Source organism: Vreelandella sp. V005 (assembly GCF_052645115.1).
The window spans coordinates 1-21444 of the sequence record NZ_JBQXYA010000004.1; the positions used below are offsets into that span (position 1 = coordinate 1).

25 protein-coding genes and 1 rRNA gene are annotated in these 21444 nt (G+C 51.0%); 12 read left to right on the forward strand and 14 right to left on the reverse strand.

Features of this window, described 5'->3' with window-relative positions:
• A 5S ribosomal RNA gene (gene rrf / locus ACUN8H_RS11040) occupies positions 1-80 on the forward strand; the annotation flags it as partial.
• A 198-nt stretch (positions 81-278) separates the two neighbouring features.
• Here the strand turns inward: rrf and ACUN8H_RS11045 are convergent.
• The 4 genes from ACUN8H_RS11045 to flgA all read right to left on the reverse strand — a co-directional run bounded on the left by ACUN8H_RS11045 (position 279) and on the right by flgA (position 2631).
• The gene (locus ACUN8H_RS11045; RefSeq protein ID WP_445532185.1) at positions 279-1019 is read right to left on the reverse strand and encodes an SDR family NAD(P)-dependent oxidoreductase; all 741 of its coding nucleotides are present in this window, start codon (positions 1017-1019) and stop codon (positions 279-281) included.
• Positions 1020-1099: 80 nt separating this feature from the next.
• Positions 1100-1549: a flagella synthesis protein FlgN gene (locus ACUN8H_RS11050; protein WP_445532186.1), complete on the reverse strand. Its 450-nt coding sequence runs from the start codon at positions 1547-1549 to the stop codon at positions 1100-1102.
• Between the two features lie 12 nt (positions 1550-1561).
• Positions 1562-1828: a flagellar biosynthesis anti-sigma factor FlgM gene (flgM, locus tag ACUN8H_RS11055; RefSeq protein WP_445532187.1), complete on the reverse strand. Its 267-nt coding sequence runs from the start codon at positions 1826-1828 to the stop codon at positions 1562-1564.
• Between the two features lie 86 nt (positions 1829-1914).
• On the reverse strand, positions 1915-2631 hold the full coding sequence (flgA, locus tag ACUN8H_RS11060) for a flagellar basal body P-ring formation chaperone FlgA (RefSeq protein WP_445532188.1): 717 nt from the start codon (positions 2629-2631) through the stop codon (positions 1915-1917).
• A gap of 199 nt (positions 2632-2830) precedes the next feature.
• Between flgA and flgB the strand changes: the two genes are divergently transcribed.
• The 11 genes from flgB to flgL all read left to right on the forward strand — a co-directional run bounded on the left by flgB (position 2831) and on the right by flgL (position 13543).
• A complete protein-coding gene (gene flgB / locus ACUN8H_RS11065; RefSeq protein WP_445532189.1) occupies positions 2831-3265 on the forward strand; it encodes a flagellar basal body rod protein FlgB in 435 nt (144 codons plus the stop codon).
• Positions 3266-3297: 32 nt separating this feature from the next.
• The gene (gene flgC, locus ACUN8H_RS11070) at positions 3298-3708 is read left to right on the forward strand and encodes a flagellar basal body rod protein FlgC (protein ID WP_445532191.1); all 411 of its coding nucleotides are present in this window, start codon (positions 3298-3300) and stop codon (positions 3706-3708) included.
• A gap of 3 nt (positions 3709-3711) precedes the next feature.
• Entirely contained in the window at positions 3712-4401 is a 690-nt protein-coding gene (locus ACUN8H_RS11075; RefSeq protein ID WP_445532192.1) for a flagellar hook assembly protein FlgD, read from the forward strand.
• 53 nt (positions 4402-4454) lie between these two features.
• Positions 4455-5684: a flagellar hook protein FlgE gene (flgE, locus tag ACUN8H_RS11080; RefSeq protein WP_445532193.1), complete on the forward strand. Its 1230-nt coding sequence runs from the start codon at positions 4455-4457 to the stop codon at positions 5682-5684.
• 31 nt (positions 5685-5715) lie between these two features.
• The gene (gene flgF, locus ACUN8H_RS11085; protein ID WP_445532194.1) at positions 5716-6474 is read left to right on the forward strand and encodes a flagellar basal-body rod protein FlgF; all 759 of its coding nucleotides are present in this window, start codon (positions 5716-5718) and stop codon (positions 6472-6474) included.
• Between the two features lie 50 nt (positions 6475-6524).
• Positions 6525-7307 carry a flagellar basal-body rod protein FlgG gene (flgG, locus tag ACUN8H_RS11090; RefSeq protein WP_445532195.1) on the forward strand — a complete coding sequence of 261 codons (783 nt, stop codon included), beginning with the start codon at positions 6525-6527 and terminating at the stop codon, positions 7305-7307.
• Positions 7308-7344: 37 nt separating this feature from the next.
• Positions 7345-8034 carry a flagellar basal body L-ring protein FlgH gene (locus tag ACUN8H_RS11095; protein WP_445532196.1) on the forward strand — a complete coding sequence of 230 codons (690 nt, stop codon included), beginning with the start codon at positions 7345-7347 and terminating at the stop codon, positions 8032-8034.
• A gap of 168 nt (positions 8035-8202) precedes the next feature.
• Positions 8203-9270 (forward strand): flagellar basal body P-ring protein FlgI, encoded by a 1068-nt coding sequence (locus ACUN8H_RS11100; protein WP_445532412.1) that lies wholly within the window; start codon positions 8203-8205, stop codon positions 9268-9270.
• Positions 9270-10307 carry a flagellar assembly peptidoglycan hydrolase FlgJ gene (flgJ, locus tag ACUN8H_RS11105; RefSeq protein ID WP_445532197.1) on the forward strand — a complete coding sequence of 346 codons (1038 nt, stop codon included), beginning with the start codon at positions 9270-9272 and terminating at the stop codon, positions 10305-10307. Before ACUN8H_RS11100 ends, flgJ begins: the two co-directional genes overlap by 1 nt.
• Before the next feature lie 73 nt (positions 10308-10380).
• Positions 10381-12288, forward strand: coding sequence for a flagellar hook-associated protein FlgK (gene flgK / locus ACUN8H_RS11110; RefSeq protein WP_445532198.1), 1908 nt, complete (start codon positions 10381-10383; stop codon positions 12286-12288).
• Positions 12289-12304: 16 nt separating this feature from the next.
• Positions 12305-13543 (forward strand): flagellar hook-associated protein FlgL, encoded by a 1239-nt coding sequence (gene flgL / locus ACUN8H_RS11115; protein ID WP_445532199.1) that lies wholly within the window; start codon positions 12305-12307, stop codon positions 13541-13543.
• Between the two features lie 60 nt (positions 13544-13603).
• Here the strand turns inward: flgL and fliR are convergent, their stop codons facing one another.
• The 10 genes from fliR to fliI form a co-directional block, all read right to left on the reverse strand.
• The gene (gene fliR / locus ACUN8H_RS11120) at positions 13604-14395 is read right to left on the reverse strand and encodes a flagellar biosynthetic protein FliR (RefSeq protein WP_445532200.1); all 792 of its coding nucleotides are present in this window, start codon (positions 14393-14395) and stop codon (positions 13604-13606) included.
• Between the two features lie 4 nt (positions 14396-14399).
• A complete protein-coding gene (gene fliQ, locus ACUN8H_RS11125) occupies positions 14400-14669 on the reverse strand; it encodes a flagellar biosynthesis protein FliQ (RefSeq protein WP_445532201.1) in 270 nt (89 codons plus the stop codon).
• A gap of 68 nt (positions 14670-14737) precedes the next feature.
• On the reverse strand, positions 14738-15550 hold the full coding sequence (fliP, locus tag ACUN8H_RS11130) for a flagellar type III secretion system pore protein FliP (RefSeq protein WP_445532202.1): 813 nt from the start codon (positions 15548-15550) through the stop codon (positions 14738-14740).
• A gap of 8 nt (positions 15551-15558) precedes the next feature.
• On the reverse strand, positions 15559-16002 hold the full coding sequence (fliO, locus tag ACUN8H_RS11135) for a flagellar biosynthetic protein FliO (protein WP_445532203.1): 444 nt from the start codon (positions 16000-16002) through the stop codon (positions 15559-15561).
• Positions 15999-16532, reverse strand: a complete 534-nt coding sequence (fliN, locus tag ACUN8H_RS11140) for a flagellar motor switch protein FliN (protein WP_445532204.1) — start codon at positions 16530-16532, stop codon at positions 15999-16001. Before fliN ends, fliO begins: the two co-directional genes overlap by 4 nt.
• Positions 16529-17584, reverse strand: a complete 1056-nt coding sequence (fliM, locus tag ACUN8H_RS11145) for a flagellar motor switch protein FliM (RefSeq protein ID WP_445532205.1) — start codon at positions 17582-17584, stop codon at positions 16529-16531. The genes fliN and fliM overlap by 4 nt, the downstream gene beginning before the upstream one ends.
• 21 nt (positions 17585-17605) lie before the next feature.
• Positions 17606-18082 carry a flagellar basal body-associated protein FliL gene (fliL, locus tag ACUN8H_RS11150; RefSeq protein ID WP_445532206.1) on the reverse strand — a complete coding sequence of 159 codons (477 nt, stop codon included), beginning with the start codon at positions 18080-18082 and terminating at the stop codon, positions 17606-17608.
• 161 nt (positions 18083-18243) lie between these two features.
• A complete protein-coding gene (locus ACUN8H_RS11155) occupies positions 18244-19572 on the reverse strand; it encodes a flagellar hook-length control protein FliK (RefSeq protein ID WP_445532207.1) in 1329 nt (442 codons plus the stop codon).
• A gap of 19 nt (positions 19573-19591) precedes the next feature.
• On the reverse strand, positions 19592-20044 hold the full coding sequence (fliJ, locus tag ACUN8H_RS11160; RefSeq protein ID WP_445532208.1) for a flagellar export protein FliJ: 453 nt from the start codon (positions 20042-20044) through the stop codon (positions 19592-19594).
• Entirely contained in the window at positions 20041-21435 is a 1395-nt protein-coding gene (gene fliI / locus ACUN8H_RS11165) for a flagellar protein export ATPase FliI (protein WP_445532209.1), read from the reverse strand. The genes fliJ and fliI overlap by 4 nt, the downstream gene beginning before the upstream one ends.
• Between the last annotated feature and the right edge of the window lie 9 nt (positions 21436-21444).

The following is a 21444-nucleotide window of genomic DNA, read 5'->3' on the forward strand; positions in this document are numbered from 1 at the left end:
TTGCCGAACTCAGAAGTGAAACCGCTTAGCGCCGATGGTAGTGTGGGGTCTCCCCATGCGAGAGTAGGTCATCGTCAGGCACTTATACCGCAGAAAACCCAGCCAACCGGCTGGGTTTTTTGTTGCCTGAAAGAAAGAAAAAACTATGTCATGGCGAGGAGCGCAGCGACGTGGCCATCTCGGGTTTGGGTGGGCATCGGGAGGGCGCTTGATGACATGACGCCGCCGCGAAAGGAACCTGTCTACTCCTAATAGCGGTATGATATTGAAAAGCAAAACTACCAATCGATTGGTTGGCCGTTCCAATCCCAAAAGCTACCACTGTCCTCAGGCGTGCGCTTAGCGATGACAGCAAGCAATTGCTCGGCTACGAATGAAGGCGTAAATAGCTTCTCGTCAGGCACTCTTGCTTGAAAAGGCTTAGAAAGCGATGTGTCGGTTGTTCCTGGATGTAAGCAGAGCACGACTGACTGCTTGTTGAGTCGCTTTAGCTCTATCGATGCTGTCTTAAGCAACATGTTATGAGCTGCTTTACTGGCACGATAGCTATACCACCCGCCTAACCGATTATCCCCGATGGAGCCAACCCTAGCAGAAAGGCTGGCGATAACTGCAGGGTGCGATCCTTTAAAAGAGTCTTGTAGAGCCGCTATTAGTAAAATAGGTGTAAAGGCATTGATACTCATTGTCTGCGCTAGATTTTCTACACTGAGCTGGTCCAGGCGTTTTTCAGGCTTCAGCTGTTGAGCCTTATCATGAAGGATGCCGATGGCATTGAAGAAGAGGTGAACCGGGCGGGCAGCCAATTCGGCTTTAAGCGCTTGTCTATCCTGCTCTTGGGAAATATCGAGTACAAAATGGGTAATGCGAGGGTCATCAAAGACAAGTGGTTGACGGCTAACCGTCATGACATGACCGACTTGAGACGACGAGAGTAACTGCTCAATAACAGCCGACCCTATTCCTCCCGATGCACCAACGACAAGAGCGGTATACCGATGAGGCAATAAGTGAAACATGAGAGGCCTCTTAATATCCGCCGATTAGCAGGCGGATTGACACAACGACGTGCAAGCAAGGGAATCTAACGAGGAATATACTAGGCAGAAGCGTTAATTCGACCGGGTTGAGCGCTGTTTCGGCCATCTGGTTTATACAGTGTTTTTTCAGCGATCTGCCTGATGTAATCCAGCATTGCTTGATTATGCTTCATGCGAACTGACAGCATTTGCCCCGTTAATTCATTCATGCGCGAGGCACGTTCACTCTTTTCTAACAAGCTGTCCCAGGCTGTTTGGCAGCCAGCATTGGCAGCTGCCTCTCTAGCGCCTTTGGCGCCATCCGCATAACCGAGACGTTGCTGTACATTGCGACGCACAGATTCGATGCCCTCAAGCTCGGTCAGCAATGACTGCTTTTCTAATGCCACTTTCGTTAGCGCATCACCGTCAATATCACCTTGCGTCAATAAGTTTTGCTCGCTGGACAACAACGTAATAAGCGTATCAAGGCGCTGCTGTTGATCGGTAAGCAAGGTTGCAAGGCTCATATGAAAGGCTTCCTATAGTTCTTTGAGATTAGCAATCAGGCCTTCAGCGATCCGATCAGCGCGCATTTCCAGTCGCCCTTCACGAATAGCATCGCGAATCTCTTCCACTTTTGCAGTGTCGATATCCTGAGATTCATCAATGTTTGACTGGCTCAGTTGGGTTGATTCGCGAGTCGCCGTGCTCGGTGCGACTGGCGATACGCTCTCAGCTTTTTGGGTTTCATCCCGCTGCTGAGTTTGGTTCGAGCGTAATAGCGAATTAATGTTATCAATTTTCACGTTGTCTGCCTCATCGTCAACGTCGATGCGCTTGGCGCTTAGTGTAGTAACTATCGGCAGTGCTGAGTATAACTTTAGGTAGAGAATTAAAAATCCACTATCAAAGTACCGTGATCAGCAACCCGTGCAGTCAGAATTTCCCGTGACTCAAAACGGACGCGTACTTGCTCACCAAGAGCGCCGTTTTCAAGGGCCTCGCCTTCGCGTGAAACCCGAAAAGCCGAACCTTGTACTATGACAGTAACGCGCTGACCGCGTTCAACTAAGTCAGGTGCTTGTAAGTAATGTGCTAAAAAAGTGCTGCCGTTGCGGATCGGGCGCTGTGCGACTTTGCCCACGATGTCAGCTTCTGCTGTCAAAGCTTGTGCTGAGAGATCGCCCAAGTTACCACCGCGTTCGCTGAGCATATCGGATGTGATCAGTGTGCCTCGTTCGATATCGCCAGCGGCCACTAAATAGGTACCGATGACATCGACTTGGGCCTGTAAGTAGCGAACTTGACGGCTGTTCTCGCCGCAACGCACACCGACTGAAACGCGGCCTAATGGCGCTTGATTCGCATTGGGTAAAAAGGGTTCTGGTTGGATACATTCAGGGAGGTGTGGTGACGGCGGCCGCAGCTCAATCACGACTTCCTCACCTAATGCCTGTGTTTCCTCATACAAGAACTGATGCACTTGCTGGAGTAATTTGTCGTCATCAGCCTGCACCTTGTTAATGGCGACCATGACCAGAATTGCCAATAAAATAAACATTTGCCAGTAGCAAGGCCTACTTAGCGAAATCACGTGCTTTCGTAGCATGGAGGGGCCACTTGATGAAGGACTGAAATAAACAAGGGTAGAGTAACTGCAGAATCAGTGTAGTGAAAAGGTGGTAGCAGCATCACGCGAAATACTGGCAGAAACGCAAGCTGTTCCATGCTTTAGGCTGACAGAGACAGACGTATTCTTCATCATCAACAAAATCCATTTTATTTTTTGCCTCAACGCGAGGGTCGGCATGATTGATCAACTGGAATCTGCCTTTAATTTTCACCAGCAAGCGGTCAGTTTACGGCAAGCTCGTCACGAAGTGTTGGCCGCAAATATCGCTAATGCCGATACGCCCAACTATAAAGCGCGTGATATCGATTTTGCTAGTGAGTTAAAAAAAGCAGTAGACGGTACTCAGAATGCATCAAGCGATACCGGCGGTGGACTGGCATTGGCACGTACCGCTGGAAACCATATTGCTGGCGAAGGCCCCGCATGGCGAGGCACTGGCAACACCGATTTACTTTACCGCATTCCCGATCAGCCTAGCTTAGATGGCAATACGGTTGATATGGATCGTGAGCGGACGCAATTTGCTGATAACGCTGTCCGTTATCAGGTCGGTCTCACTATGCTCAACAGTCGTATTCAGGGGCTGAAAAATGCCATGCAGCCTGAATAATCTAGGCCTGATTCGTGAGGAGTTAATACGTTATGTCGATGTTTTCCGCGTTTGATATTGCAGGCTCAGCCATGAGTGCACAGGCTCAACGCATGAACGTTACCGCTAGCAATATGGCAAACGCTGACAGTGTTGCCGGACCTGACGGTGAAACCTATCGAGCGAAGCAGGTCATGTTTGAGACCCAAGCACACGCTTCGCGTTATGGGGTTGGCGGCGTGCGAGTTACCGAAGTGGTGGAAGACGATTCACCGCTGCGCATGGAGTACATGCCCAGCCACCCCGCAGCGGATGAAGAGGGGTACGTGGCAAAGCCCAATGTCGAGCCCGTACATGAAATGGTCAATATGATTTCAGCTTCCCGTTCCTACCAAGCCAATATCGAAGTATTTAACACCAGCAAGCAAATGCTGATGCAGACGCTGTCGCTGGGTGAGGGCTAAACCATGAATATCGACACTAGCGTATTAAGTAACGTCAATAGCGGTGGCGCCAATGGTCTTTCTGGACGCCAATCCGATGAGCTGCGTGAAAGCTTCATGACGTTGCTGATTACCCAATTACAAAATCAAGATCCGCTAAATCCGATGGAAAATTCGGAAATGACCTCGCAGTTAGCGCAAATTAACACGGTCAGCGGTATTGAAGAGCTAAATAGCACGCTCGAAGGCATTACCAGCCAAATGGATGCCAATCAGGCTCTGCAGGCGAGTGGCCTTATTGGCAAAGGCGTTATGGTCTCCGGTAAAGACGTTTTAGTAGGGCAAGATGACGAAGGAAGCGCTTATACCACGCCCTTCGGCATAGAAATGGCCGAGCCGGCAGCAAATGTTAAAGCGACGATCGTGGGTGAGGGTGGCCAAGTTATTAGAACGCTTGACCTTGGAGCGCTAGATGCCGGGGTTCAATCCTTCCAGTGGGACGGCCTCAATGAGCAGAAAGAATCGGTTGCCAGCGGTCGCTATTCGGTTCAGTTAGAGGTGACCGACGCTGAAGGTGAAAAAATCGAACACACGGCCTTGCAATACGCAGTAGTCAATAGCGTAACGCCTAATGATAGCAGTGGCAGCGTTCGGTTGGATTTAGGCGCTATTTACGGCCAAATCGGCCTGAATGACGTTAAACAAATTCTTTAATTGTTAATTAAAAAACAGTCTTTAACTAAACACAGCTTTCTTAGGGGAACATCATGAGTTTTTCACAAGCACTTAGTGGTCTAAACGCTCAGCAGCAAAAATTAGGCGCCGTTGGTAATAATATTGCCAACTCGCAAACAGTTGGTTTTAAAAGTTCTAACGTACAGTTCGCTGATGTGTATGCAGAGTCTCGCATAGGACTTGGAGTCCGCACTTCGACTGTATTACAGAACTTTAGCCAAGGTAATGTTGAGTCCACGAATCGCAATATGGACTTAGCCATTGCAGGTGAAGGTTTCTTCCGCTTTCAGCAGCCTAATGGCGAAGTAGGTTATTCGCGTAACGGCCAACTGACCATGACGGCTGATGGGCGCTTGGTGAACGCCCAGGGCGCACAAATTATGGGTTATGCAGCCGATGCCGATGGTAATGTGCAAGCGGGGGGTGATGTGGCTGCGTTGCAAGTAGATTCAGGTGGCTTAGCTGCCAGTGCTACGACACAGCTTGCCGCTGAATTAAACCTGGATTCAGGTGAGGCGGGGCTAGATCCAACTGCTTTCGATGCTGCCGATTCAACTACCTATAACTATTCCACTAACGCCACGGTTTATGACTCGCAGGGTAATGGTCGTAATTTGACCATGTATTTTATTAAAGACCAAGGCGCGACTAATGAATGGCAATTACGTGGTCGACTGAGTGGAGGGCCCAATGACGCTCAGACCTACGATATTCCTGCTCTAGGTTCTTTGACCTTTAATCAAAATGGTACGCTTCAAACCGACGCCTCAAACCCAATTGCAATAGCTAATGGTGAGTTTGGTGCTGGGAGTGTTTTTGAAGAGCTAAATATTGAGTTGAATTTTCTGGGCTCTACTCAGTTCGCAGAAAGCTCCTCTGTTAGTGACATTTCTCAAGACGGTTACACTTCAGGCTCACTGGTAGGCGTAACTATCGAAGACGATGGCACCGTTATGCGTAACTACTCGAACGAGGAGTCACGTGCCGCCGGACAAATAGCGCTGGTTAGTTTCCGTAACCCCGAAGGTTTAAAGCCTGATGGAGATAACCTGTGGACTGCTACCGGTGCGTCTGGCCAAGAGTTGGTGGGTGCGCCGGGTACCGGGCAGCGTGGTTTAATTGAGCCGAGTGCGGTCGAAACATCCAATGTTGATATGGCTCGAGAGCTTGTGGATATGATAATTGCCCAGCGTGCCTATCAGGCCAACTCGCAAACGATCAGTACTCAGGACGAGCTCCTGCAGACCATTATTAACCTTTAATAATCGGTCACTTGGTTAAGGAGTAAGTAGCGTGGATCGAATGCTCTATACCGCCATGAGTGGTGCCAAAAACAGTATGGATCAACAGTCGATAGTGAGTAATAACCTATCGAATGTGAGCACTACAGGCTTTCGCGCGCAGCTACACGCCGCCCGTTCCGTGCCTGTGCAGGGAGAGGCATTGCTAGCGACGCGCACCTCCGCGGTAACAACAACGCCTGGAAGTGATTTCTCACAGGGCCCGGTGGAATATACGGGGCGCACGCTTGATGTCGCTATGCAAGACGACGCATGGATGGCGGTGCAGGCGGATGATGGTACCGAAACCTATACACGACGTGGCGATCTTCAGATCGACAGCGATGGCGTCCTACTTAATGTAGGCCGTCCCGTGATGGGAGAAGGTGGCCCTATTGCGATACCGCAGGGTGCACAAGTGTCTATCGGTGCTGACGGCACAATTAGTGCTATTCCCGAGGGCGTAGGGCCAGAAGCGTTGGTTGAAGTTGGGCGTATTAAGCTGGTGACGCCGGAAGCAGGTGCATTAACGCGAGGTGAAGACGGGTTGTTTCGTGCTCCTCCCAATGATGAAGGGGAACCGGGCGCCTTACCCGCTGATGAGAATGCCAAGTTAGTGAGCGGTGCGCTTGAAGGCAGCAACGTTAGCGCCGTCGATGCCATGGTTTCAATGATTGATGTTGCGCGCCGTTACGATATGCAGATGAAGGTGCTTAGTAGCGCCGACGAAAATGCCCAGCGCGCCAATGGCATTCTATCTATTCAAGGTTGATGTTGGCCATCCAGTGCTGATGTATGTCAGCCGGCCAAGGGAGCAGAGTTATGATTAAGTCATTATGGACAGCTAAAACCGGTCTGGAATCTCAGCAAACCAAGCTAGATGTCATTTCAAATAACCTAGCTAACGTGAGTACCAATGGCTTCAAGCGCTCACGCCCAGTATTTGAAGATCTGCTGTACCAGAACATGCGTCAGCCCGGTGCCCAGAATAATATCCAGGATCGGCTGCCGTCTGGTATGCAGGTGGGCACCGGTGTGCGCGCCGTCGCTACTGAGCGTCTGCATACCCAGGGTGGTCTAGAGCAGACTGAGAATTCACGCGACCTAGCGATTAACGGCCAAGGGTTTTTTCAGGTGTTAATGCCGGATGGAACGACGGCGTACACGCGTGACGGCAGTTTTCAGTTAAATGAAAATGGCCAAATGGTCACCGCCAATGGTTACCCCGTCGAGCCGGCTATTTTTTTACCCGCTAATTCACTGTCAGTGAACGTGGGTGAAGATGGCACTGTAAGCGTCCGGCAGCCAGGTGTTGCGCTTGATAATGAGGTAGGGCAAATCACCGTCAGCACCTTTATTAACCCAGCTGGCCTTCAGAGTATTGGTGGCAACCTCTACTTAGAAACAGGCGCTTCAGGTGCACCCAATGAAAACATGCCTGGTATGAACGGTGCTGGCCGACTGTTCCAGGGCTATGTGGAAACCTCCAACGTTAATGTCGTTGAAGAGATGGTCAATATGATTCAGACACAGCGCGCCTATGAGATTAATAGCAAAGCGGTGTCAACCAGTGATGAAATGTTGGCACGCTTGAGCCAAATGTAACCATGGTTAATCACTGGGCTTAATAATAGGTTGCGTTATGCTGGAGTTGCACCACATGTCACGTCGTATTGCGCTAGCCTGCCTGGCGCTTTTAATACTGGTTATTGCCGGATGCGCCCAAGTTCCCCGCGCTTCGGTGGTAGGCGAGCAAGAGCAAATAAGCATTGTGGATCGCCCTCCCCCTATTCCCAATGGCTCTATTTATCAAGCGAGGCAAGGCTATCAGCCGCTATTTGAAGATCGTCGCCCAAGGGCGATGGGCGACATTTTGACGATAGTCTTGGATGAAGAGGTCAGTGCGAGTAAGAATTCGCAATCCAATGCGGGGCGTAGTGGTAGCGCCAGCCTTGAGCTTGCACAACTACCTGACGTTCTTGATGTGCTGGCCGAGTATGGCTTCGATGTGTCTGGTGAAAATGATTTTTCGGGCAGTGGTGGGTCTCAGGCCAATAACTCCTTTACTGGTACGATCACCGTATCGGTCTTAGAGGTCATGAATAACGGCAACTTACGCGTGCGTGGTGAAAAGCAAATTGCCATCAACCAAGGTACTGAGTTTATTCGTTTCTCGGGTGTGGTTAACCCGCGTACGATTACTGCCCAAAATACCGTCCCTTCCACTCAGGTGGCGGATGCGCGGATTGAGTATGTAGGTGACGGTTATATCAACGAAGCGCAGCACATGGGGTGGCTACAACGCTTCTTCCTAAACGTCTCGCCGTTCTAGCGCTATGGGAGCCTCAAATGACAGAGCAACTCTTGATAGGCCCATTAACGGGCGGGTCGACCAATGAATGAGCGACAGCAGGCAATAGCGATGCGGTTAAGTAATTTATGGCTATATTTTCGTCGGGCGTCCGACGTTTGGCTTTTCCGGCTAGTGGCCTTGATCCTGATGGGTGGACTGGCTCTACCCGCTCAGGCAGAGAGCGTCCGGGAGTTAGCGAGCTTTGCTGGCGTGCGCGACAACCAATTGGTCGGCTATGGTTTAGTCGTTGGACTTGACAGTACTGGCGACCAAACGACGCAAGCACCTTTTACCAGTCAAAGCCTAACAAACATGCTCTCTCAGCTAGGAGTGACCGTACCGGCTGGCACAAACTTACAGCTACGTAACGTGGCGGCGGTAATGGTAACCACGGACTTACCCCCTTTTTCAAGGCCGGGCCAGCGCTTAGACATTGTCGTGTCTTCGATAGCTAACGCTCGCAGTTTGCGAGGCGGTACGCTGCTAATGACCCCGTTAAAAGGAGCCGATGGTGACACCTACGCCATTGCTCAAGGCAATATGCTAGTGGGAGGAGCAGGCGCGCAGGCAGGGGGCAGTAGCGTACAAATTAATCAGCAAGCATCGGGACGTATTCCCAACGGCGCCTTGGTTGAAAGAGAAGTGCCGCTCAATTTGGGTGGCAACGGCGGTATGCTTGAATTACAGCTTAACGACTCCGATTTTGGCACCGTACAGCGTATGGTAACGGCTATTAATAATGAATTTGGCCAGTCGGTTGCCTATGCGCGTAATGGTCGAGTGATCGCCCTTGATGGGCCTGTCGACGACAATGCACGCGTCAATTTTATGGCGCGTATTGAAAATGTGCAGGTGACGCCTACGGAAGCACCGGCGCGGGTCGTGTTGAATTCACGCACAGGCTCAGTCGTGATGAACAGTGCTGTCACGTTACGACAAGCAGCGGTAGCCCACGGTAGCCTATCGATCATGATCGATACCCAGTTTGGGGTGAGCCAGCCTAATCCCTTTGGACAGGGCGAAACGGTCGTGGTGCCCGATGCGGATATTGAAATTAATCAGCAAGAGGCCTACCTGCAAATCGTAGAGGGTGCGCAGCTTAACGAGGTAGTCAATGCGTTGAATGCATTAGGCGCGACGCCTCAAGACTTAATGTCAATCTTAGAAGCATTAAAAGCGTCGGGTTCGCTGCGCGCTGAGCTGGAGGTTATTTGATGAGCGCGAGTGATATGACCAGCCAGTTTGCCCTCGATATGACGGGCTTTCAGCGGCTTCAACACACGGCACGAATCGATCCTGAGGCCGGTGTGAATGGAGCAGCCCAGCAGTTTGAAGCGCTTTTTATTCAGATGATGATGAAAAGTATGCGTGATGCGACTCCTAGTTCAGGCCTGATGAACAGCAGCGCGACAGATACCTATCAATCAATGCTAGATCAGCAGTGGTCGCAAGTGATGGCTTCGCGTGGAATGGGTCTTGCAGAAATGCTCGTTGAGCAGTTAGAGCGGCAAGGGGCCATTCCAAAAGCAGAATCGTCAGCAAGCGCAGATCGCGAACTTCAGGCGTTAATCGCGGGTATTCCTCGGGGTACGCCTCGGATGCTGGATGGATCCTTCTCGGCCGATCAAGTTTCCATTGCTGAAGCGCCCCCTCAGGGTAGTGGCAGGTTCTTAGATGAGCTTGAGGCGATCCGCCAAGGGATGCAAAGGAGCAGCAGTGCGCCTGATGATTCTACGTTAGCCCGGCGAGAACAAAATGCATTAGCCCATGTCGATCAGTTTATCCAAACGCTTGCTGAACCCGCGCAGGCGGCCAGCGCCACTACGGGTGTTCCAGCCGAGTTAATTTTGGCGCAAGCGGCGCTAGAAACAGGCTGGGGGCGGCACGAAATCACCACACGCAATGGCAGTAATAGTCATAACCTGTTTGGGATTAAAGCCGGTAGCCATTGGCAGGGCGAAACAACGGATATTGTGACCCATGAGTATATCAATGGGCGACGTACCCAAGTTGTCGACACTTTCCGCGTTTACGATTCGTTTGAGCACGCATTTACCGACTATGCCAGCTTGATTAGCAATAACCCCCGCTACGCCGGTGTCATCCAGGCGCCTAGTGCCGAGCAGGCTGCGCGCGAGTTGCAGCGAGGAGGGTACGCGACAGACCCTCTCTATGCGGACAAACTAGTCGCCGTCATGAAATCTCTGGGCCCGATTGAAGCTGGTGGTAATTTTCTGGCAGATTCCCGCTAGCCCCTTATTCAAGTTTTTCTGCGCAGTGCCGATATTTATAAAAGATAGAGGTATCGGCCTAAGGAATTGAACCATGAGCATGTTTTCGATTGGGTTAAGCGGCCTTAACGCGGCACAAAACGCCCTTAATACAAGCAGCAACAACATTAGTAATGTCTACACGCCTGGCTATAACCGGGAGTTAGCCCAGTTGGGTGAGGGCCGTGTAGGCGGGGGCGTTCGAGTCAACGATATTGAACGTCAGTTCAATACTTACGTGGCTGACCAGCTAAACAGCGCAAAGACCCAGTCGAGTGCATTAGAAACGTATTATAACCAGGTATCGCAAATCGATAACCTGTTAGCAGATCGCGAGGCAGGGTTAGCACCGCTGATGCAGGGATTCTTCTCATCATTAGAAGATCTAGCCAGCTCGCCATCTGATCCGGCCGCTCGCCAGGGCGTGCTTGGCACCGCCAACACGCTGAGTTCACAGTTCCGCTCTTTCGATGGCTATCTGCAGGATATGCAGGGAAATATTAATAGCCAGATTAAAGATGAAATAACCCAGATCAATAATACGACTGAGCAAATCGCAGGCTTAAACAAAGAGATAGCATTAGCCCGTGCCCGGACTGGCGAAGCACCTAACAGCCTGCTCAATCAGCGTGACCATATGGTATCTGAGCTCAATGAGCGTATGAATCTACGCTTGAATGTGCAGGATGGTAAAACCTATAACATCAGCTTGCCTAATGGGCAGCCGCTAGTAACCGGTACTAATTCGTTTCAGTTGGAAGCGATGCAAGCCGATTATGATCCCCAGCGCACAGTGGTCGGTTATCGCGATGGCGGTGGCAATTTAGTTCAGTTAGACGAATCGACGATTACGGGTGGGGCATTAGGTGGATTGATGACCTTCCGTTCAGAAACCTTGGATAAAACACAGAACCAGATTGGCCAGCTAGCCGTATCTCTGTCTACTGCTTTCAACGAGCAGCACAAACTCGGTGTGGATCTTAACGGTGACCAGGGTGAAGATTTCTTTGCAGTGCGCTCGCCTCAGACTTTTGGCAATGAAAACAATGTAGGCACTGCCATCATTGAGTCTGCGGAGTTTGATACTGAAACTATTGACCAGTTACGCGCGACAGATTACACCGTGCGTTTTGAAGGTGGCGCGCCTACGGTCACACGTAACGACAACGGCGTAGCCTTAGAAGATGAAGCTGTTGAATGGGATGCTGGTTCAGGAGAGCTCACTTTTGGTGGGGTGGCACTTACTATCAGCGGTACACCTAGCAATGGTGACAGCTTTGAAATCCAGCCGGTGCGCCGCGCGGGCGCAGGCATGGAAGTCAATATTGCTGATGTTGATAAGATTGCGGCGGCTAGCTTCGCTGACGTTGAAGGTAATTTGGATATAGGCAAAGTCACCATCGCCGATGGGGCTTTTGCTGATGTAAACGCAGAGTACACAATTACAGTCGACAATGAAGGTAACGTCACCGAGGTAGAGCCAGGGCCTGCTACGACGACGATGACAGTAAATGGTAATGCATACACTGCTGGTCAAACACTGAATGCAGAAGACCGTATTCAGATCGGTGATATTGCCTTTACTCTAAACGAACTACCTGAAGCAGGTGAAACGAATTTATCTATTACCTTGAGCAATGCAAGCACCGGTGATAACCGTAACGCTTTGGCGATGCAAGACTTGCAATCCCAATCCATTGTTGGCGCTAGTGCGACGGTTACCGGTGCCTATGCATCCATGGTCAGCGATGTCGGTAATCGCACTAATATTACACAGGTAAACTTGGATGCTAGGCAGGGGCTTACGGATCAGCTGACCGCTGTGCAACAGTCCGAGTCTGGGGTCAATTTAGATGAGGAAGCCGCTAACTTAATCCGTTATCAGCAGTACTATCAGGCCAATGCGCGTGTGATCGACACCGCGGGAACGCTGATGGACACCATCTTGAACCTGCGCGGTTAATTCGGGAGCTTAAGTGATGCGTATTAGTACCGTAACCATGTTTGAGCAAAGCACGGCATCGATGAACCGCCAGCAGAGCGACTTGATGCGAGTTAGTCAGCAGATCGCAAGTGGTCGCCGCGTGGTTAACCCCTCCGACGACCCCCAGGCAGCCTCGCGTGCGGTTGGCGTTGACCAAGCCAAGGCGGTGACCGAGCAATATTCAGATTCTCGCGTATCGGCGCGTAATTCGTTAGCACAAACGGAAAGTATTATTAATAGCGTCAGTGATGCAATTACAAGTGCAAAAGGATTGTTAATCCAAGCATCTAGCGACACCCTGACTAATGAAAATCGCGAATCAATCGCCAGCGAGCTTAAAGGCGTTTATGAAACGATGCTGGGCCAAGCCAACGCCACCGATGGCAGCGGCCGTTATTTGTTTGGCGGTTATAACGACAGCGAACCGCCGTTCGCTAAAGACGCCGCTGGCAGCGTACAGTATAAAGGCGACAGCAATGCTCGCGAGCAGCGTGTCGACGCAACGCGTTTAATGCCGATAGCCGACAATGGTGAGACTATCTTCAAAAGCGTACCTAGCGGTGCAGGTTATGTAGCTGAAGCAAAGAAAGATAATGGCGAGCTTAACCAGGGAAACGTGACATTTCGCGGGCCTCAGGTTAACGATGTAAAAGATGCCAAAGACTTCCGCATCACTTTTACCAGTGAAAGTTTGTTCCGAATCGAAACATACGACAATGATAGCAATAGCTGGACTCCTGGCCCTACTGATCAAGCTTATAGCGGTGGCGATTCCTCTCAACAGATCACCGTTGGGGGTATGTCAATTACTTTAGAAGGTACGCCAGCGGCAGGAGATGAAATACTAGTTGCCAAATCAGGTGGCGATGTTCGCGGTGCTGATCTCTTCCGTACCATGGAAGAAGCTATCCGTGTTTTGGAGAATCCCGCTGATGACGCTACAAAGAAAGCCGATCAGCGCAATACCCTGAATACGGCTATGCGAGACCTGGATAATAGCCTAGATAACGTTCTAACGGTGCGCGCTTCGGCTGGGGCTCGGCTCAATGAACTTGACGTGATTGATGCTGTTAGTAGTAACCGAACGCTAAACTACGAGCAAACTCTGTCTGATTTGGTGGATCTTGACTACGCTGAAGCAATCTCAGAATACAGCTTGCGCCAAGTAGGTATGCAGGCGGCCCAAAAGGCATTCGTGGATATCAAAGGCTTATCCCTGTTTAACTATATGTAGAAATAATTAACTTTTACACGATGCACTAAAAACCCCAGGCTTTTTTAAAGCCTGGGGTTTTTAGGTTAATGGCGCCATTGTTTCGATTAAATTTTGCAGAAAGCCCAGCCCTTGAGTAAACAAACGTTCTAAAAAACGGTTGATATCGGTCATCAGTACCATCATTAATATGAGGCCGACGATGAGGGAAGTAGGGAAGCCGATATTGAAGACCGTGAGCTGAGGCGCGGAGCGATTCAATATACCCAGGGCCAAGTTGATAGTCAGCAGAGAGCCCACCAGCGGCAGCGCCAGTAGCATACCCGCAGCAAAAATCGTCCCCGCATAGCGAGCCAGCAAAATAAACGCATCTGGATTGAATGTCCCAATGCCAATGGGCAATGTTTGGAAACTCATAATCAGCGTTTCAAGCACCATTAGGTGCCCATTCATCGCCAGAAACATAAGTAGCGTAATCATGTAGAGGATGCGGGAAAGCACCATGATATTGGTACCGCTTGATGTATCAAAAAAGCTCGCAAATGCTAGGCCCATTTGCAGACCGATAAAATCCCCCGCCGCTTGCACGACCGCAAAAATGATATGCATAACGAGGCCCATCGCCAAGCCTACCAGTATTTGTTCGATAATAATGCCGATGCCAGCCCAGGACATCACCGCGATATCTGGCATGGCCGGCAGTATTGGGGCAATTACAATGGCAATAAGGGCAGCCAGGCCAACTTTGGCTTGATTGGGCACACTGGAGTGCCCCCAAAGAGGCGAGGCGGCCATAAAGGCAGTAATACGTGCAAACGGCCATAAAAAAGCCACTAACCACCCTTGTAGCTGTGCGAAAGTGACCTCGACCATTTGGTTACATCACCATATTGGGAATATTAGTAAATAGGCGATGGGTGAAGTCGGTAATCAAGCCAATCAGCCATGGGCCAGCAAAGACCAGTACCGCAAAGACGGCCAGAATTTTAGGAATAAAAGTCAGCGTCATTTCGTTAATCTGTGTTGCCGCTTGAAACAGACTAATGATAAGGCCGGTGAATAGTGCTGCCAACAGTATAGGGCCGGCAAGCAGAAGTGTTACTCGCATCCCTTGATAAGCAATGCTCATCACCATTTCAGGGGTCATCGCGTAAATCCTTTGGGCCGTATAAAACGGCACTGCCCATTTTAGGTAAAAGCTACTTCAATAACGCGCTATATCATGTAAAAGCTTTCGGCCATCGAGCCAATGATCAGCTGCCAGCCATCCACTAAAATGAATAACATCAGTTTAAAAGGGAGCGAAATGGTGATGGGCGGTACCATCATCATCCCTAGCGCCATTAGGGTACTGGCTACGACCAGGTCGATAATTAAGAAAGGTATGAATATCGTAAACCCAATTTGAAACGCTGTTTTTAACTCACTAGTGACAAAGGCGGGCAGCAAAACGCGCATAGGAAGCTCTTCGGGACCTTGCATTGGCCCTACGTCCGCTAGGCGAACGAACAGTGCTAAATCCGGCTCGCGGGTTTGTGCAAGCATAAACTCGCGAAATGGGTCTTGGGCAAGCAGCAAAAATTCTTCAAAATTAATCGATTCGTTGGTCAGCGGTACCCAGGCGTTATCATATACCTGCGCCAATACCGGCGACATAATGAAAAAAGTCAAAAAGAGAGCAATCCCTAACAGCACTTGGTTAGGTGGCGTTGCCTGTGTGCCCATTGCTGTGCGTAGCAGGCTCAGCACAATGATGATGCGTGTGAAGCTGGTCATCATCAGCAGCATCGATGGTAAAAACGCTAGCGAGCTTAGAAAGAGCAGGGTTTGCAGCGATAGCGACCACTGTTGCCCACCATTCTCTAACGGTTGGGAAATAACCCCGGGTATTTGCTGAGCATGCGCCGGCGCGGCGAGTAAGCAAATAGCCAGTGCGCTAATCAACCATCGCCAGCACTGACTATTGCGGTTAGCTATAAGAGGCTTAAAAACCGACTGCTTTATAAAACAGGGCCAAGAAAGGTGCATCCAGTGCCTCATGGCGTCTTATGTGGATCGGAAGAAGGGGATGTCCCTTTTCGCTGACTAGTGGCGAGTGCTTTAGACAAGCGCCGTGCAAAGCGCGAGGAGGAGGGTGGCGTAACCGTTGGCGTGCGCTCTTCCGGGGCAGGGCGTTCGTGTAACTTAGTAATACGGCCTCCTCCAACGCCAATGACTAACCACGTATCTTCCACTTCAACGATGACAACACGTTCACGATTACCCACGGCAGTGCTGCCTACGACATGTAAGTGAGCGCCATGACGAGTAGTGTGGTTGCTCCAGCGCTTTAAAAGCCACGTACAAATTAAAATGATGGCAATAACGAGGGCCAGCGCAGCGGCTGTCTTGCCCAGAACAGCCATGCCTACCAGCGCTTCACCACTGTTACCCAGTGCATCAAGCGAGCCGTTCTGCGCCGTGGAGGTTGCAACGCTCATCGATTCAATTTGTGAATACGTTCAGAGGGGGTGACGATTTCAGTGATACGAATTCCGTATTTGTCTTCAATAACAACCACTTCCCCTTGAGCGATTAAATATCCATTAATCAAGATATCCATTGGCTCCCCAGCCAGCCCCTCAAGCTCGATAACCGAGCCCTGCGCTAACTCAAGCAATTGCTTGATAGTGAGCTTGGTACGCCCTAACTCCACGGTGAGTTTCACCGGGATATCCATGATCATCTCAAGCTCTCGCGCTTGTGATGAGCCGCTATCCGGGCTTAATGGGCGGAACACATCATCACTGGCGGGCTTTGCAGCGGATGCTTTAGACGTCTGCTCGGAAGCTGCAGTCGCTTCTCCTCTATCTTCCTCACTCTCTTCTGCCGCTCCTTGCTCTGCCATGGCAGCGGCCCATGGATCTTCTTCTTCACTGGCGGCGTCTGAAGAGGTCTCTTCTTGCTCGGACATGGCATCCGCCCAATCGTCTTCAGAGACATTCTGATTAGGCTTATTGGGATCAGTCATGCTTTGGATTCCTTGGCTTTCTGTCGCGTAGGCATTTTAATAAAGTCTTTGGACGAGGCGTTATTCATCGCCGCGTGGTCGATCAAATGTAATACACGCAGCGCATGCTGTTGTCGCTGGCTGCCGTACTCGCACTGCATAACCGGCACGCCATCTACACTGGCTGTGATAGAACGTGGTATATCTATCGGAAGCACATCGCCCTTCTTGAGCCCCATTACATGAGCGATACGGCTCGGTATCTGCGCAAACTCAGCGACAAGCTCAACTTCGGATTGACGTAGCTCGCTAGCCATACGGCGCGACCAACTGCCATCTTGATCATGGTTGCTATCATTGATCGGGTTGGCTAATAAATCACGCAACGGCTCGATCATGGCGTAAGGCATACATATCTGAAAATTGCTCGATAGGTTACCCACTTCAATATTAAATTTAGTATTCACCACGATTTCATTAGGTGAGTTTGTGATGTTGGCAAACTTTGACTGCACTTCTGAACGCAAAAAACTGACATCAAGCGGATACACAACTTTCCAGGCTTCTTGATAAGCATCAATCGCAAGATTGAGCAGGCGCTGAATTATGCGCTGTTCGGTGTTGGTAAACTCGCGACCGTCCGATTTCGTGACAAAACGCCCATCACCACCGAAAAGGTTGTCAACCACCATAAAAACGAGATTAGGTGGGAACACCACCAGGGCGGAACCGCGTAACGGCTTCATGGCCACTATATTCAGGTTGGTCGGTACTGGCACATTACGTGAAAATTCGCTAAAGCTTTGATAGCGTACCGACTCAACCGTGATGTCTGCACTACGGCGCAATAAATTGAATAGCCCGTTACGGAAATAACGCGCGAAACGTTCATTGATGAAATCCAGCGCATGTAAACGCTCACGGATTACGCGATGCTGAGTGGCCGGATCATAAGCGCGAATACGCGCTTCATCAGGCACTTGGGAAGAGGACGGCGATGGTTCATCGTCTCCGCTAACGCCCTTTAGAAGGGCATCAATTTCTTCCTGGGACAGTAGATCGTCCTGTGACATGAACGGCTCCAGTTCCCGAGGTTATTGCACAATAAAGTCAGTGAATAAAACTTCGCGCAAATCAAGCGGCGGCTGATTCTCTGTTAACGGAACATTCAAACGATCTACAATCGCCTGGGCAAGCTGCTGCTTACCCTCCGTTGAGGTGAGCTCATCAGCCTGTTTGCCGGAAAGCAACATTAGCAAACGGCTGCGCACTTGGGGCATATGCTCTTCAAGGATAATCCTGCTTTCGTCATTTCCAACCCGAAGCGTCACGCCAGTATAAAGTAAGCGTGAGCCATAACTGTCATCGGCAAGGTTGACGGTGAAGGGTTCAATGCGCATAAAAATGGGCGGCTCGCGCTCCATTGATTGCTGCTCTTCTGCGACTTGCGCATCGCCATCGCGCTGATCCATTACCATATAAATAGCTGCCGCTGCGCCTGCTGAGGACAGCAGTACCAGGATAACCATTATCCAAAGCAGTTTCTTTGACCCGCCGCTTTTCTCTGCCATTTGTGATTCCTGTGAACTCCATGCGTATCACTAGCCGTGTATTATGCCAAAAGCGCATGCTGGTGATGAAATGAACAGGCTCGATTGGCAAGCCTATCTTTTGGTTTAGTTATCTGGTCTGTGGGGAACCAGAATATTCATGCAGTGTCAGCCGGCAACGGCTAAGCGTAAAGGTCGACACGCCCATCTATGACCAGTGGACTACTTTCAGCCCCTAAGGCAGATTTTTCCTCAGAGCCATCACCGCCACTGTCATCACCCATTCCACTGCCCCGGTTTCCACCGGACTGGGCAAATGCCTGAGCATTAGGATCTCGCTGCTCGCCTACCGATGTCTCGCCTAGCGAGATACCCTGCTCGGCCAATGCTTCCCTCAACTGAGGAATCGCCTGCTCAAGAACTTGGCGTACCTGGGCATGGGCAGATAAAAAATGTGCCTGAGCTCCCTGTTCGCCAAATTTCAATGAGATAGACAGCGGACCTAACTCTGCTGGGTTCAACTGCATTTGGACATGCTGCTCACCCCCACGTTGAGAAATCTGCACCAGCTGTTGGCCTAGTTGTTGTGGCCAAGCCGGGCTTGTTAAGGGCGTTGGTAAAGCGGTGGGAGTCGGCGTGACGCTGGGAGCAAAACCCTGGACCGTTTGCGCCGAAGCAAGTGGATTGCTGCCGTTAGTTAAGGAGAAGCCAGTAAGTAAGTGCTCACCAAGCTGGCCTCCTTTGGGCGCGCCTTCCACCGTCATTAAAGCACCCATCAAGGCGTCACTGCTGATCTGTGAGAGGGCAGCACTGGTATTGATCTGCGCAAAGAAATTATCTGGCTGCGCTCCTGAAGCGGCCTGGATTCCAATAGAGGGCGAGCGCGTGCTGAACAAGCGTGCATTGTCAGCAGGTAACGAGTGAGCAGGTAGTTGCTGGCTGACGACGACATTTAGCGTAGAGACAAGCTGCGCCGCTTCCGTCTGATTAATGTTTAGGTGCTGGGTAATGGCTTCTAGCACTGCTGGGTCGATTACTGCTGGATCGAGTGATGAGTCAGGCTGAGCCAGTGGTATGTCTTCGGAGAAAGATGCCATTAAATTTAGCCGAGCAGCAATTTCATCTAAGCGCGTTGAGGCCTGTGCGTTATCAAGCGTTAGCGAATCCAGCGGGGTCTCCGAATTGGTTAATTGAAGCTGAGCCAATAGCTGCGATAGATCACCTTCACTGACATCTAGACTCAGTGACTCAAGGGCGGTGTGCAACTTCTCGGCATCAATTCCCAATGCTGCTGACAAAAGGCCACTAAGTTCATCGAGCTGTGTGTGTTGTGATGGTGTCTTTAACGAGCCAGGCCCACTAATCTCAGATGTCGGCAAACGTTGTGCCGCAGAAGCTTGTGAAAGCGCCTTCTGGAAAAAACCGTTAGGTGAGTCTTGCCGGCCGAAAGCGCCATGAGGCTGAGTCTGAGGCGAACTTTGGCTGGCCGAAAGCAACTGGTGGATATTCATAGTCAGTTCCCTGGCACCGCTAATGCGGAGTGTCGTTATGCTGACGGGCCAAGCGGCTCGTCACCAAGTCATCGTTAGTTTTTTGTTCATGACGCTCGCTGCGGCGGTGCTCTTCTAACAGTCGACGCGACGCCAGTGTATCGTAGGAAGAGAGCTTGCGCTGCTCTTGTTGCCAGTTCTTTTGGCTCTGTTGAACGCTTGCCTGCTGCGCCGCTAATGCTTGGCGGGCACGGCTTAATGCGGCGTCCAGCGAGGCTAGAAATTGTTGGTAGTTATACATGGTGGCAGGGTCAATGCCATCGCGCATCGCTTTTTGTAAACGCTCGGCATACTCGGCTCGGTAGTTTAGCAGCGATTGTAGCTGCGCAGTGGTTTGTTGTTCTGATTGTCGCTCTTGCGCCAGCACTTTGCCCGCTTGATCGCGTGCGCCTCTGGCTAAGTCGGTTAGCATTTCGAGTTGTGATGTACTCATGTACGCCCTCCAACCAGTGTGTGCAGCGCTTGGCGAGAATCTGCAAGCGTTGCGCTTTCATTAATATTTTGTTGTAGGAAACGTTCCAGCGATGGGAAACGGTTCACCGCCTCGTCGAGCTGCGGATCATGACCAGGACTGTAGGCCCCGACGCTGATAAGGTCGCGATTGCGCTGGTAGCGCGAGAATAACTGTTTGAAAATACGCGCTTCTTGAAGTTGCTCAGGAGAAGTGATCGCGGTCATCGCCCGGCTGATAGAGGCCTCAATATCGATGGCAGGGTAATGTCCCGCTTCCGCTAACGTTCTCGACAAAACAATGTGACCATCCAGAATGGCACGAGCAGCATCCGCAATCGGATCCTGCTGATCATCGCCTTCAGTTAGAACGGTATAAAAGGCCGTTATCGAGCCACCGCCCCGCTCAGCGTTACCTGCGCGTTCTACTAGGCCGGGTAATTTGGCAAACACTGACGGCGGGTACCCTTTGGTGGCAGGCGGTTCACCTATCGCCAGGGCAATTTCCCGTTGCGCCATGGCGTAGCGGGTGAGCGAATCCATTATCAATAGGACATTGCGGCCCTCATCGCGAAAGCCTTCGGCGAGACGGGTTGCATAAGCAGCGCCCTGTAAGCGTTGAAGAGGGGACGTATCGGCGGGAGCCGCCACCACGACGGCACGCCGCCGGCCCTCTGGGCCTAAAATATTGTCGATAAAGTCCTGTACTTCACGCCCCCGCTCACCGATTAAGCCAACCACAATGACATCGGCCTTGGTGTAGCGTGCCATCATACCCAGCAGTACCGATTTACCCACGCCAGAACCTGCAAATAGCCCCATTCGTTGCCCCCGCCCGACGCTTAAAAGTGCGTTAATAGCGCGGATGCCAACATCGATTTGCGCCTCAATCGGGGCGCGCGAAAGGGGGTTAAGAGAGGGGGTGCTGAGGGTTGCGCGCGGTGTTTCTTCAATGTTCTCGCGATTATCAAGCGCATTGCCATTGCCATCCAGTACGCGACCTAGCAAATCCTCACCAATGGGGAATCGACGCGCGCTGTTGCTACCACCTTCATCCAGCGGTGAAACACGTGCACCCGGCATTAGCCCGGCGACTTCTTCCAATGGCATTAAAAACAGCTTATCACCGGCAAAGCCGACGACTTCGGCTTCGGCGTGCTTATCGCTATCGGCTAGTCTGCCGTCACTGCCCGGCAGCTCAATACGGCATGCGCTACCGACCGCCACCCGTAACCCAACCACCTCGATCACCATCCCCGTGGCACGAATAACGCGACCGCTATTGCGGTAACGCGGCAAATGGCTAACGCGCTGTTGCGTGCGTCGCAGAGCCTTATTCCAGCGATGTCGATGGGGACAGGTGGTATCTGCCATAACGTATCC